Here is a 13,907-nt window from a genome sequence, read left to right on the forward strand (position 1 = left end):
AAATAGTTTAATGCTTCGTGGAGTTCTTAAAGCCAAGACCAAAAAGGAAGTACGAGTAATGACGGCAATACCTATTACTTCAGTTGCAGAACCATGCATCCGTCTAAGAGCAATCCACCATCTAGAAAAAGACTATATTGTAATTTTTGCAGGGGGGAACGGTCAACCTTACGTTACAACAGACTATCCTTCAGTACAAAGAGCCATCGAGGTTCATTGTGACGCTTTATTAGTTGCAAAGAAAGGTGTTGAAGGTGTTCTTAACGCAGACCCTAAATTGGATAAGGATGCAAGGGAATTTCGCTCGCTTCATTACAACGATGTCTTAAAACACAACTTAAAGGTAATGGACCAATCCGTTTTCATTTTAGCAAGAGACTACAATCTGCCCATGCAAGTGTTTAATTTTGACAAGCCAGGCACAATGAAAGAGATTTGTGAAGGAAATAATAATGGTACTATTATTAGCGGTGAATCAATTTTGGAATTGGAATAACAGAACTTCTGTCCGAGGGAGTACTTTTGTGCTCCCTAAATTTCGAAATAAACTTACTGTTACAGACAGCGGGGTTAACCGTATCATAAGCAGAGGCAAGTTTTGGAGTTAATAAAAGAAGCCCGTTCTTTCAGAGCTTTTGAAAAATATATAAGAGGAGGCCACTCATTTGAAAGCACTTGTATTTAATAAATTCGGAGGACCGGAAGTACTAGAATATCTTGAAATTTCGGATCCAGTTATCGGGCCTGACGAAATATTAGTAAGGATGCAAGCCATCGGATTGAATTTTGCAGATATTTATAGAAGGAAAGGAAACTATCATCTTACTGGGAACTCCCCGTTTATTTTAGGTTATGAAGGGGCAGGAGTCGTTGAAAAAACAGGAGCTAATGTCCAAGGAATCAGCGTTGGCGACCCTATTGCATTTGCAGATGTCCCCCATGCTAACGCAGAAAAAGTGGCTGTTCCTATAGAAAAGGCAATTCCTCTTCCAGAGACCATTTCATTTGATAAGGCGGCTTCTGTTTTACTGCAAGGGTTGACTGCCCACTATTTAACAAAAGATAGTTATGCGGTTAAGGAGAATGATGTAATTCTAGTTCATGCCGCAGCAGGGGGCGTTGGACAGTTGCTTGTTCAAATTGCAAAGCTCTTCGGTGGAAGGGTCATCGGTTTAACCTCCTCGATGGAGAAGGCATCGGCAGTTAAAAACTCTGGAGGGAATCAGGTTTTTTTGTACTCGGATGATTGGAAGAGAAGAGTCATGGAGGAGACAAACGGAAAAGGTGTGGATGTTGTCTATGACTCAGTAGGCTCGACGCTCGAAGATAGTTTTGCAGTCACTCGCATTGGGGGGACGGTTGTATTTTATGGAATGGCAGGGGGAGACCCTGCTCCAGTTGACCCAAGGATGTTGATGGATACGTCAAAAACATTGACTGGTGGCGATCTTTGGAATTTCCTTACTTCCCACGAGGAACGGGCAACCCGTTCAGCCGAGTTGTTCCGCTGGATCGAAGAGGGGAAAATAACGGTATCCGAGCCTACGGTATTTGCACTACGAGATGGAAGAAAAGCGCATCAATTTCTGGAAAGCCGCAAAAGCACGGGGAAAATCTTATTAAGACCATAAAAATCGTATGAATCTAACCAAGACTCAAGTAGGGCAGATTATCCCTTTGTATCTGGCCAAAGAAAAAAGCCCCACCTTGTCGGTGAAGGGGACTGCGACTGCAAGACACTGAATAAAATTTAAGAGAAACTAGGTATGCGGAACCTGTATACTTAGTTTCTCTTTTAACCAATGTAAGTGTCTATACATATGTACAAAATACGAGTTTTGTGAAACAGTTGTTATGATTTTGCGGCGGAACATCATTGATTGAATTGATCATCATTGCATTGCATCCCATAATCAAACTCTCGCTACATCCCATGGATAAATGTGGCTTTTTCTTTTTATAACCCCCGAGATATTTTTAATTTCGTATGGATAAATATACTATTTGAATATAATATGCGCCCATTACAGCTTTATAATGAGCGCATATTATACCGAATTTCTTTTGATTTTATCCTACGTCATTTTTAATTCTCGTGTACCCAAAGTTCAATTATGCTGTTCCAGGTATTAGATTCATTTCCTTGCCCGACATATCGAATGAATTTGGCCTGAACCGGTTCAAATTCAAATGTTTCATAAGCCGCCTGTTTTTGACTAGCCACATTACTCAATACTTTTTGGTAATTAATACCATCAATTGATATCTCCAAATCGAAATAATTGGATCGCGTATGTCCATTATAGAATTGAATGCTTACCTGCCCTACTTGAGTCTGTTGCTCAAGCTCCAACTGCAGGTATTGTCCTTTTCCATCTGCAGACCATCTGGAGTCTGGATCACGATCGATCGTATGAATCGGCAGATTGCCATCATCTGCACTTGCCGTCACCTTGGTTACGACAGCGAACGGTCCTTCCGGTTCGACCATAGGTTCTTTGACCTCAAATTTCTCCCGTGCCTCGACCGTTACGCCATTAAAGACGCAGCTCACGATGATGTTGACCTTTCCCGCTTTTAGCGCATGGAATGTAGTTCCTTCTGTATATCCAATCGTATCATCACTTGATGTGTACGTTACAGGAACATTCAATTCTGCGATGTTTACGATTTCTCCATTATCTAATGTTAGAAACGAGGATAATTCTCCGCTTCCGCCTGCGCTGATCGCATTACCTGTAACTCTCCAGCCGGGTACTGTTTTATTGGGACTTATGGAGATGTTCTCTGGAAGTACGGGTGTATCAGCTACCTTAAACTTCACCCGTACGTTCTGATTGTGGCCCCGATAGGATACAGTGATCTCTCCAGTTCCATTAGTCCCTTGCGGTTGCTTAATTTTAACCTTTGCATCCTTGGCATAAGCTTTTGCAGAGATGATCGGCGTTTCGATTGTGCCATAAGGCAAAGTATGAACGTAATCCGTTCTTAAGAACTGCATACCCCCAATAGCTTCGCCATTCACCAACAGGGATTGAAGCCCCAGATGAATATCTTTGATTCGTTTCTTGCTCTGATCCTGGTATAAACTTTGCGGGGATAAACGATCGCCCTCACCAATGCCTTCCGCCATATCAAATGGCTGCGTATTCGCATCCGGAATGGAACCGACAATGTTGACGTTCACGCCGGTGTCCTTTCCTTTGGTTCCAATGACATATCCATTCCCGAATTGTTCTGATTCTACAATAACGCCGGATTTACTAGGGTGTGCCGCCTGACCGGTCGTATTCCAGAACACACTTTCCGTAGTTACCACTCCATGACGATTCGTTTCGGATGATCCATAATCCCGTGTAATGGCAGAGATCCCGTCCCCGTTAACTACCAGGTTGTCGATCAGGTTTGCCATGCTTAAATACATATGAAAATCAGTTAATAATGAAGATTTCTCAGAATACGAACCTTGCAGCACATTCCCGTTCGCAGAGAAGTTGGCGTATGTGAAGCTATGCCTAGCTCCTATCGCTTTGCTGTTCTTGATAAGGTTATCATTGCCAATAAATTGATATAAATAACCATTTCCATTCGCTCCACGATACTGCGGGTACTGCATAGTTACATGATCCACAGTGACGTTCTTTGTACGATCCAGAATAATACCCTTGGATAACAGATGATAATCTGTATTGCCAGCTGGTTTATAGGTGTTAATATTTCGAATCCAGCTGTTGGCCACTGCAATCACATTGACCGCTTTAGCATTATCGGCCTCATAACCAGCAGTCCCAACGACTTTGAAGTCATCTTCACCAAGCCCCGACTTCGCATTTTGAATGTTTGCAATCGAGAAATCCTCCAACCCTACTTCGACAATCGGATCTGCGGTCTGACTAATTGTGATATCATCGCGCAGCTTCATAGGATAACGTGTCGGAATGTCTAACGTGATCGTTTTATTCTCCGGATCTACGCCCACGATTTGGCGATAGAATAACGGTTCTACTTTACCAAGACGTGACGACCACTTGTTTTGCATGCCAAGTTCCCGTAAGAAACCCGGCGTCGTTTCGAATGAAATGACCACGTAATCATTCACCGCAAACCCGCTTGTGTCCTCAACGGGTAGCAGGACGGTTGGATCAGTAACCGACTTGCGAAGTTTCGTAGAAATTCCGGTTTTCTTCCAATCTCCGTTACCGATCCGGATAATGTCCTTGTTTTTCATATTTTGCTGTGCATTATAGATATGAGTCTTGTTCATCCCGTCACCTTTCAGGACCACACGACTTGCAGGAATGTTTAGTGAATAATCCTTGCCGTCCTGAGGGTTAACCTGATATGTACCCTTGGGAAGATACACGACACCCCCACCTAACGCAACAGCAGCATCAATTGCCTTTTGAATAGCCTGTGTTGCATCTCGATTCCCTGAAGGATCGGCAAAATAAGGTGATTTGGTAACGTCGATACGTTTGTTTTTAGGCGTTTTAGGTAGTTCTGTTTCCCCACGCCGATAACCGGCATACGAAAAGTCATGCAGAAACCTTCCCTGTTCATCTTTAAATCCAGGATACCAATCGTTTGGATAGAGTCTGCTTCTGCCATCCGTACCCAGAGACAGATTCTCACCCGCACGATCAATAGATAGCTGTGAGTCACCTTCTGACGCTCGAACCTCATGGACTCCAGGTACAGATAATCCAACAGTCAACGTAAATGCCAACAATAAAAAAGGCCACTTTCTACGCATGCTTTCGTTCTCCTCCTTTTGGATTTCAGAGTATGTGAGCGGTTTCAAGAAACCCTATAGTCACCTCCGATCCTGCTCAAGCAAGAGTCATGTGCATGCCAACTCAGCATGTCATAATCGATTGTAGAGCACGAGGGAACGAAATTACATCAACAAAAATGACATTTTAATGCCCATTTTATACAATATAAGGATTTATTTAGAGGATACAGCGCGATTATATCGCTCTAATGCCTGTTGTTGAATCTCAATCGCACGATCAATCTGTAATGACTTGATTTGCTCGACATACGTATCGAATGCATCCAACGGCTCAATGCCAAAAATGATTTTAAGCGACATCTCGTCCACCACTTTGTTCACTTCCTGCATGATGACTGACATCTCCGTGCTTTCTTTCTCGGTTTTGGGCAGAGTTGGTACCTGATGGAGAACAGCATCCGTACTGGACCATAACTGCACCGCCTCTTTCTGTTCCGGCAAAATATAATATTGTTCCATATATCGCGTATCCTGTACAAATGGACCGAAATAACTCGCTCTGGTGTACATCGCAAGCGCTTGCGCCGGCGACCACTTATCAGGGTTTTTCAAAATAGTTTCCGTATACGTCGGGTACCCGTCTTTCATCTTAAAACTAACACCTTCAATACCAAAGTTGAACAGCAAATGTCCCTCAGGCCCATACCCGTAGTCCAACATCCGTGCTGCTTCTTCTACATGATGACTGTTGCTGGATATGGCGACCCCACTGGAACCGATCGCGGGAGCAAGTTGACCAAATTTCGGGCGATCTCCTTGGTTCATGACAGGATATGGCGCTGGCACAAGCTTTGCATGGGGATCCGTCTCCTGCAAGATGGGTAACCATGTACCGATCCCCGCCCCTGCATTCCAGATACTCGCGCCGCTGCGTCCTGTAGTCATGTTAGTATCCTGAGTCTCCGAATCGACGGCAGCTAGATTCTTGTCAATGAGTCCCTCCGCATACCATTCACGAAATAAGGATAGAAACGCCTTATATTCAGGTTCTTGTGCCCCAAACTTAATTTGGCCATCTTCCACGTAGAACCCCTTTTTAATGCCAAAAGCGCCAATAAAACCTCCACCTTCGATACCAAACAACGGATTCGGAACACCTAGAAAAGTAAGCGGGGCGTCAGCTCCCTTTTTGTCCTTAAATGCCTGAAGCATCGTATGCCATTCGTCAATCGTTGTTGGCACATCAAGTCCAAGCTCATCCAGCCAATCCTTTCGGATAATCGGCCCTTGATAGGTTCGCAGCTTATCATCTCCCTGAATAAAAGGAAACGCGTAATAACTTCCGTTCGCTGTGCGAATCTGCATATCAATGTCTGGATGCTCGGTCAGGTACTGCTTCAGATGAGGTGCGTATTGATCAATAACATCGTTTAATCGCAGAATATATCCGTCTTTGATCGCTTTCTCCGGCCCACCGGGATAATTGCTCCACTCGTATTCAATCATATCCGGCAGTTCTCCGGACGTAAGCAGCACATTAATCGCTTCTTTAGCCTGATTGGCGGGAGGCCGGATGAATTGAAGGTTGACTCCGGTTCTCCGCTGCCACTCCTGAAAAAAAGGAACTTCATTGAAGCTGGACTTAATGCTTGCTGCATTGCCATTCAATTCTGCCCAGTAGGTTAATTTTCCATCGTCATTGGGTGAAGCAATTGAGACGGTCTGGTACTCTGATGAGCCGGAACGTTCATCCAGCTTGGCATCCGAATCTGTCCCGTTCTGATCGCAAGCAGTCAGCATGCCAAGCAGTAGGATGAATCCTGTCAACTTTGTTATGAATGCCAACTTTCTCTTTACGTTCATGTTCCGGTCTCCTTTCAAATCAATCAACTGATTTCTTTATATTTACCTGGCGTAATGCCTTCGTATTTCTTGAATACCCGGATGAAAGTTGCTGCATCGTTATACCCGACCATTCGGGATATTTCTGTAATGGATTCCTGTTTATGCTCAATCATTTCTTTAGCCTGTCGGATACGGCACTTATGAATGCAGTCCAGCAGACCCTCACCTGTCTGATTCTTGAAGAGTTTGGACAAGTAACTGCCCTTCAGCTCAAAATGCTCACCAATGGCGTTGACGTTCAAATTCGCGTCTGTATAGTTACTCTCAATATACTGTGTGACTTGGGTACTGAGATGACGCAGGGAATCCTCACGTTCTTGTGATACATTCGTTGCGCGCTTGTCAGCGGCATAGGAACATACCTCCTCAAGCAAGTTCTGCAATGCCTCCTGCATCTCCTGAATGGTATCCCCGGCAATAATGTCCTCAATCCGATGCGGGTATTGGGTTAGCGTATGGTTATCCCTGTCCCCCAGATCATTGATAGCCTTGATCATTGTACCTACCAGGTTAAAAATCAGGCAACGTGCAAGGGTGAGCGACATAATCGGTTTATCAAAATTCCGCTCTGTAATCTCGTTCATATAAGCGCTGGCTTGGTCGGTATCTCCCGCTTTGATGAAATTAAGAAGCTGCTGTTCCACCTGAAGCGGATAGTAGTAGCCAAACGGGTCATCCGCCATCGCATCGCTGCGGACATCGCCATAGGTAATGATACCTTTTTTGCCAAGCACCATTTTGTATTCCATTGCGTCTACTGCTTCCTGGTATGCTTCGGCGATACCAATCCACGACGTATGGCGTCCACTGATGGAGATTGTCAATTCCATATCATAACGTTCCAGGAATCGCTGCGCTTCTGCCGCAATGTGATGAAGATCCTGGTTCCAATCCGAAGAATCCGCTTTCATATTTACAAGGCAGACCATCATATCATCCACTTCTGCCACATATCCGACGTGCTGACGCTCTGAAGCCAGTTCTTCAACCACATTGGAAATAATGAGATGGATTAGCTTGTTTCGTTCGTTGATATCAATACCTGGCAGCTTTCCATAGAGATTCTCTTCATTCTCGATAACAAATAGGATAACAGCAAATTCACTTGAATACAGCGGCATATGGAAGGAACGGAATGCATCTTCATAAGGCACAAGCGTATCCTGTTTGCCTTTGAGAAGCCGATTAATCATATTGGAGCGCAGCACCTGCTGATGTTTCTGCAACTGCTGGGCAATCTCATTCTTTTCTGAACGTGTGTTCATGATGACCTTCTGAATAAACCGGAGTTCGTTCCGATCAGCAGGTTCGTTCTGCGAATTTTTGTCTTTTAGTGATTCCACGAGCTGTTGGATTGGGGAGTAATTCCGGCGCATGAAGAACCAGGTCAGTACACCTGCACTAATGAGACTCACCACGATACTGATATACGTAAAATTGCGGACATATACTGCCTTTTCCCAATACAGGCTGCTGGGAATAATCAATGCGTACTTGAGATCGGAAACCGCAGAGTCCATGTAGAACATCTCCGACTTGCCTACCTTGGCGTTATCCAATTGAACCTGATTGCCATTCATGAATGGCTTCAATTCCTCTGACCCCGGATGATTGCTCATCAGAATCTCGTTATTCTGGTTCAGAATCAGCAGCGTGGCATCACTAAAACCCGAAATGCTCTCAATCGCCTCCTGGAATCTTCGCGTATCCGCCATGACGACAACCGTACCCGTCTCCTGACCATTCAAATCATCAGGCAGACGTGTAATGTACGCAATGGAAGACTCCGCCGGAGCGGCATTCTGATGTGGCAGTATGACGAACTGATTCGTCTCTGTACCCAGGATCTGATCCCGCCACGCTTCGAAAGACATTGCACCTGTGTTATGTATGGTATGAAATGCCGTTCGCATATCCCGAATATTACCTGAACGGAGAATGGAATGGTCTTTTTTCCACACGACGTAGAATTCATCGATGGATGCGTAGGATGTTTTATAGAGACGGAGTTCCTTTACCAGTTGGTAAGCCGTGTACGGCGCCTCTTTGGCAGGCTGATTGGAATACATCAGCGTTTGCAGATTTGGGCTCCACGTCATCTCCATGTTTAACCGCTTCATCAGATCAACTTGTGTATCGATCGTATAACGCATCTGCTTCAATAAAGAATCGTTGGCCCGATGTATTTCACTCTTCAAAGTCTCATTTGCTTGCATGTAAATAACCAAACTGATCAGAATCGGCACAATCAAAACAGCACTGTAAGAGACAAGCCAGGTTACAATTATGCTTTCTCGTTTTTGCCACAAATATCGAATGTTTAGCAACAACTCATCACCCAACTCTTCGTAGATTATCTATGTTTGGATCAGGAATTTATTATAACGGTAAGAGCGCGATTGGGATATAGATAAAAAGTTCAATTCGATTGACAAAAAGGGTAGCCACCACCGATTTTCCCCGTCAAATCAAGCACAAATAGCCCGAATAGACTAATTTCGTCTATCGGGCATTCGGTATCAATTCGGTATCAAGTTGAGAATGTTTTTTAAATATTCTTATAAATTTTTTAGAAAATGCGGTGCTTCCAACCGTTTAATTTGGCACTCGCCTCGACGTAGAAATAGTCACCGTAAATGAGTGAGACGTTTACGTTCTGACCTGCCGGTTTATGACCGGTTCCCTCGAGAAGCATACCTTCGTGCTCAGGAAGATCCCAGGTTCCATAATGATCCCGCAGGGAACTCAGGATACGTTTGGCAACGGTAGCATAGAGTCGGCCCTCCGGATCAGGAATTACATCTGCAAGCTCAAGCAATCCGGAAGCAGCAATGGCACCAGCGGAGCTGTCTCGTGGGATCTCCTCCCCTTCTTCGGGCTCAGCACGGAAATCCCAATGCGGAACGCTATCCTCGGGCAGGCTGGAAATGAAGAAGTTCGCCACACGCTGTGCAGCATCCAGATATGACGGGTCCTCTGTATAACGATACGTATTCGTTAATCCATATAAAGCCCACGCCGCTCCCCGACTCCATGCCGAATCCGGCGCCGCTCCCTGTCCACCTATCGCTTCTGCCCGTTCACCTGTCTCGGGATCAAATCGAATGATATGATGCACAGAACCATCTTCCCGCACAAATTGCTTCATGACCATATCCGCATGAGCTTTGGCGATATGGCTGAAACGAGGATCTCCACTTTCCTCAGACGCCCAGAAGAGCAACGACAGGTTCATCATGGTGTCGATGATCGACCAGCCCAGCATGTCTCCATTCCAAGCCCGGATGAAGCCGCCTTTGGTATTGAAACGGCCAGCCAGAAAGTTGGCGGCAAATAAGGCACGCCTTGCGGCATCGGCATCTCCGGTGAGCTTGTATTTGATGACAGCCGTAGGCAGGAAATGAAAGCCCACGTCGTGATCAAAGTAGTTGTTTTCTAGAAAACGTTCCGATAGTCGCTCATCCCAATTCCATGCAGCCTCTTTATATTTCTCATCACCCGTCATATCGTACACAATCCATAATATGCCCGGCCAGAATCCCGAGGTCCACCAATCGATTCTCATGTCGTCATAGATGCCATTTGCTCCTGCGACATGCGGAGACTTTTCACCTATGGCTGCAAGCATCTGATCGGCTTTACTTTTAATCTGATCCCACACGTCTTTGTTCACTTCATTTAATACGCTCATGTAACCTCATACCTCCTTACCGTTATTAAATTCTCTGGATTAACCTTTCAATGAACCAACCATGACACCTTTCACGAAAAAGCGCTGCAAAAACGGATAGATGCAAAGGATTGGTATCGTCGCTACCATAATCGTCGCATACTTGATGGTTTCCCCGATCTGGAAACGATCCCCAGCCGAAGCACCGGCCGACATACTCTCCGTGGAATTGGCGATCAGAATCTCACGCAGCACCAATTGCAATGGGAACAGTTCTCGACTTTTGATAAATACAGACGCATAGAACCATCCGTTCCACTTATCGACTGCGTAATACAGAATCATCACGGCAATGACTGGCATGGACAACGGAATAATGATCCGGAACAAAATGGTGAAGTGATTCGCTCCATCAATCTTGGCCGACTCTTCCAGGCTGTCCGGTATGCCCATAAATGACGTTCGCATGATGATCAGGTTAAATGTGCTGATGGCAAAAGGCAGAATGGTCGACCACAATGTATCTAACAGGCCAACGCCTTTTACGACCAGGTACAGTGGAATCAACCCACCGCCAAAGAACATCGTGAACACGATAAAGAACATGAACACCTTGTTCCACATCACGTTTTTACGGGATAGCACGTACGCACCAAGCGCAGTCATGAACAGGTTGACGATAACGCCGAACACAAGAATAAACAATGTATTACGGAAACCTGTGGCTATACCTGGGTTGGCAAGTACACTCTTGTAAGCTTCCAGACTAAAGCCGACCGGCTTCCACAAGAGACCTTTGTTTGCTAACAGCTGCGCCGAATCACTTAAGGACGCAAATAACACGTAGAGCAGCGGATACAATGTGACGATGACGAGCAGGATTAGAAACGTATAATTGAAGATCGTAAAGATTCGGTCAAACAAACCGCTTTCCTTAATCAAAGTTACCACCTCACCATAAGCTGTTTTGACTCACTCTGCGGCTGATATAGTTCGCCGAAATCAGAAGAACGAGATTGATCACCGAGTTAAATAGACCGACTGCCGAGCTGTAACTCCATCCGAACTCCAACAATCCCTTTCGATATACGAAGGAGGAGATTACGTCTGCTGTTTCATAGGTCACCGGATTATAAAGGAGAATGATTTTCTCGAACCCGACATTCAGCATATTACCCATCCGGAGAATGAACATGATCGTAATAATAGGCAGCAATCCGGGTAGCGTAATGTGAAACATTTGCTTGAGACGGCTCGCTCCGTCTATCTTCGCCGCTTCATACTGCTCCAGGTCGATGCTCATCAACGCAGCGATATAGATAATGGATTCCCAACCGATCCGCTGCCATATTTCAGACAGAACATAGATCGGACGGAACAGCTCCGGCTTTTGCAGCATCGCCTGACCGTCATATCCAAGCATCATGATAAGGCGGTTGATTAAACCATCCGCGTTCGTGAAGTCCGTAATAATACCGCATATGACGACGAGAGAGATGAAATAAGGCATATACGTTATCGTCTGAACGACCCGCTTGAACGCGCGCTTGCGTACTTCATTGATGAGCAGCGCCAAAATAATCGGTGCGGGGAATTCAAAGACCAGCGTATATAAACTGATAAGAAGGGTGTTCTTCAGAACACGCAAGAAATAATAACTGTTGAAAAACTCTTCAAAGTGCTTCAGCCCAACCCAATCACTCCCCAAAATACCCTTCATCGGAGAATAATCTTTAAAGGCAATAATTGCGCCGTACATCGGACCGTAATGAAATATTAAATAATATCCAATAACGGGAATCATCATGATATATAAATACTTGTTCATCATGAAGTCCCGCACGAACCGGCTTCTAAAGGATTGACGATTGCTCATGATGTACCTTTTCACCTCTTTTCAATCGGGAGGGCTAGTGCCCTCCCCTTTTACAATTACCGGTTGTTGTAGCGTTCGAGTGCTGCTGTTTGGATTTCAATAGCTCGATCCAGATGTAACGATTTCATTTTTGCAACATAGCTCTCGAATTGATCCACTGGTTCGTTACCCAGAATGATCTTGATGGTCATCTCATCGACGAGCGTGTTGATATCATTCATGATGGTCGCATATTCGGAGCTTTCTTCAGGTGTAGGTGTGATTGAAGGCAGATTATATTTGGCGGCCTGTGTATTCTTCCATACATCAATGGCATCGCGCTGAGTCTGTAATGCAAAGAACTGCTCGGCATAACGTTTGTCTTGAACGAACGGACCGTTATAGCTGCTGCGGGCATATAGTGAAATCGCTTGTGCAGGAGCGAGTTTATCCGGATTCTTTAGCAGCAAGTCCGTGAATTTCGGATAATCTCCTTCCAAGTTATAGCTGACACCCTCTTCACCGAAGTTGAAGAACATGTGCCCTTCCTCACTATAGCCGTAATCCAGCATGCGAACGGCAAGTTCCGGGTCCTTGGCTGCCGTCGTGATAGCAACCGTACCTTCCGAGGCATAGCCCTGGTTAAGCTGGCCGAATTTAGGAATATCACCTTTGTTAAGTACCGGATATGGTGCGGCGACCAGAACGGCATCCGGATCATTTGCTTCTACGAGCGGCTGCCATTTGCCGATACCTCCGCCCGCGTTACCGACACTAGCGCCAGTAGCACCCGAAGCGAGGTTACCGTCAACGGATTTGGTATCTGCTGTGGAGATGTTTTTATCAATCAAACCTTCTTTGTACCATTCCTGGAATAACGTCAAGTATTCTTTGAAACCTTCTTCCGCAGGACCAAATTTGATCTGCCCGTCTTCCTGATAGAATCCGCGGTTTACACCGAAGGCGCCAAGGAAAGCACCATTACCGGAATCGTTAAAGAATCGTGGCTTACTTACTACAGAGAACGGAGCGGCTGCGCCTTTTTTCTCTTTGAAAGCCCTTAGAGTTGTTGTCCACTCATCAATCGTTTCCGGAACCGGTAGTCCCAGCTCATCCAGCCAATCCTGACGAATGATGGGTCCTTGGAAGACACGTAGATACTCATCTCCCCGAACGAACGGGAATACATAGTAGCTGCCACTGTCCGTTTTGACCATCTTGTCGATGTCTGGATTGTCCTGCAGGTATTTCTTCAGATTCGGAGCATACTGGTCAATCAGATCATTCAACTTAAGGATGTAACCATCATTGATGGCTTTCTCCGGTCCACCAGGGAAATCTCCGATAAAATTGTACTCTAGCATGTCAGGCAAATCTCCGGATGCTAGCATCACGTTAAAGGATTCTCTGACCTGACCTGTCGGTGGTGCCGTGAATTTGAGTGGCACACCGGTTTTTTCCTGCCATTTTTGAAAGAATGGAATTTCGCTGTGCGAATTTTTGACCCCGATCAAGTTTCCGTTAATTTCACCCCAGTACGTAAGCGTCTTATCCGTTTGAATCGGATAGGTTGTTGCTTCCGTTGATCCGCTTGGTGTCCCTTTTTCAGCTTCGCCCGTTTTACTGTCTCCGGACGAACACCCCAGGATCGTTGTACCTAATAACAGGATCATCAAACTCGTAGATAACACTTTTCTTCTCATGGACCTTATCCTCCACCTTTTGGGAATGTCTGTGCTCTA

The 13,907-nt window shown here is 45.3% G+C and carries 9 protein-coding genes; 2 read left to right on the top strand and 7 right to left on the bottom strand.

The features are described from left to right. Positions 1-496: uridine monophosphate kinase (locus CRO25_RS18070; protein WP_079695929.1), on the top strand; the 496-nt coding region annotated here is incomplete at its 5' end. Positions 497-665: 169 nt separating this feature from the next. Next, positions 666-1,631 carry a quinone oxidoreductase gene (locus CRO25_RS18075; RefSeq protein WP_079695930.1) on the top strand — a complete coding sequence of 322 codons (966 nt, stop codon included), beginning with the start codon at positions 666-668 and terminating at the stop codon, positions 1,629-1,631. 455 nt (positions 1,632-2,086) lie between these two features. On the opposite strand, the gene CRO25_RS18080 is transcribed toward CRO25_RS18075, so the two are convergent. The 7 genes from CRO25_RS18080 to CRO25_RS18110 all read right to left on the bottom strand — a co-directional run bounded on the left by CRO25_RS18080 (position 2,087) and on the right by CRO25_RS18110 (position 13,868). Continuing rightward, on the bottom strand, positions 2,087-4,753 hold the full coding sequence (locus tag CRO25_RS18080) for a discoidin domain-containing protein (RefSeq protein ID WP_079695931.1): 2,667 nt from the start codon (positions 4,751-4,753) through the stop codon (positions 2,087-2,089). A 195-nt stretch (positions 4,754-4,948) separates the two neighbouring features. Continuing rightward, positions 4,949-6,598 (bottom strand): extracellular solute-binding protein, encoded by a 1,650-nt coding sequence (locus tag CRO25_RS18085; protein WP_079695932.1) that lies wholly within the window; start codon positions 6,596-6,598, stop codon positions 4,949-4,951. Positions 6,599-6,621: 23 nt separating this feature from the next. Further along, positions 6,622-8,949, bottom strand: a complete 2,328-nt coding sequence (locus CRO25_RS18090) for a helix-turn-helix domain-containing protein (RefSeq protein ID WP_257018676.1) — start codon at positions 8,947-8,949, stop codon at positions 6,622-6,624. A 260-nt stretch (positions 8,950-9,209) separates the two neighbouring features. After that, complete coding sequence (locus tag CRO25_RS18095) at positions 9,210-10,268, bottom strand: glycoside hydrolase family 88 protein (RefSeq protein ID WP_372828988.1); 1,059 nt, start codon at positions 10,266-10,268, stop codon at positions 9,210-9,212. A gap of 102 nt (positions 10,269-10,370) precedes the next feature. After that, positions 10,371-11,252: a carbohydrate ABC transporter permease gene (locus tag CRO25_RS18100; RefSeq protein ID WP_079695935.1), complete on the bottom strand. Its 882-nt coding sequence runs from the start codon at positions 11,250-11,252 to the stop codon at positions 10,371-10,373. A 10-nt stretch (positions 11,253-11,262) separates the two neighbouring features. After that, positions 11,263-12,186, bottom strand: a complete 924-nt coding sequence (locus tag CRO25_RS18105; protein WP_063563856.1) for a sugar ABC transporter permease — start codon at positions 12,184-12,186, stop codon at positions 11,263-11,265. 56 nt (positions 12,187-12,242) lie between these two features. Then, entirely contained in the window at positions 12,243-13,868 is a 1,626-nt protein-coding gene (locus CRO25_RS18110; RefSeq protein WP_079695936.1) for an extracellular solute-binding protein, read from the bottom strand. Positions 13,869-13,907: the final 39 nt, after the last annotated feature.

Origin of the sequence: Paenibacillus sp. RU5M (assembly GCF_900221055.1) — a bacterium.
Lineage (GTDB): Bacteria > Bacillota > Bacilli > Paenibacillales > Paenibacillaceae > Paenibacillus > Paenibacillus marchantiae.

What these genes read in the sequence shown, in the direction of transcription:
- CRO25_RS18085 (WP_079695932.1), bottom strand. Translation starts at nt 6,598, where the DNA reads ATGAACGTAAAGAGAAAGTTGGCATTCATAACAAAGTTGACAGGATTC.
- CRO25_RS18105 (WP_063563856.1), bottom strand. Translation starts at nt 12,186, where the DNA reads ATGAGCAATCGTCAATCCTTTAGAAGCCGGTTCGTGCGGGACTTCATG.
- CRO25_RS18080 (WP_079695931.1), bottom strand. Translation starts at nt 4,753, where the DNA reads ATGCGTAGAAAGTGGCCTTTTTTATTGTTGGCATTTACGTTGACTGTT.
- CRO25_RS18110 (WP_079695936.1), bottom strand. Translation starts at nt 13,868, where the DNA reads ATGAGAAGAAAAGTGTTATCTACGAGTTTGATGATCCTGTTATTAGGT.
- CRO25_RS18095 (WP_372828988.1), bottom strand. Translation starts at nt 10,268, where the DNA reads ATGCTTGCAGCCATAGGTGAAAAGTCTCCGCATGTCGCAGGAGCAAAT.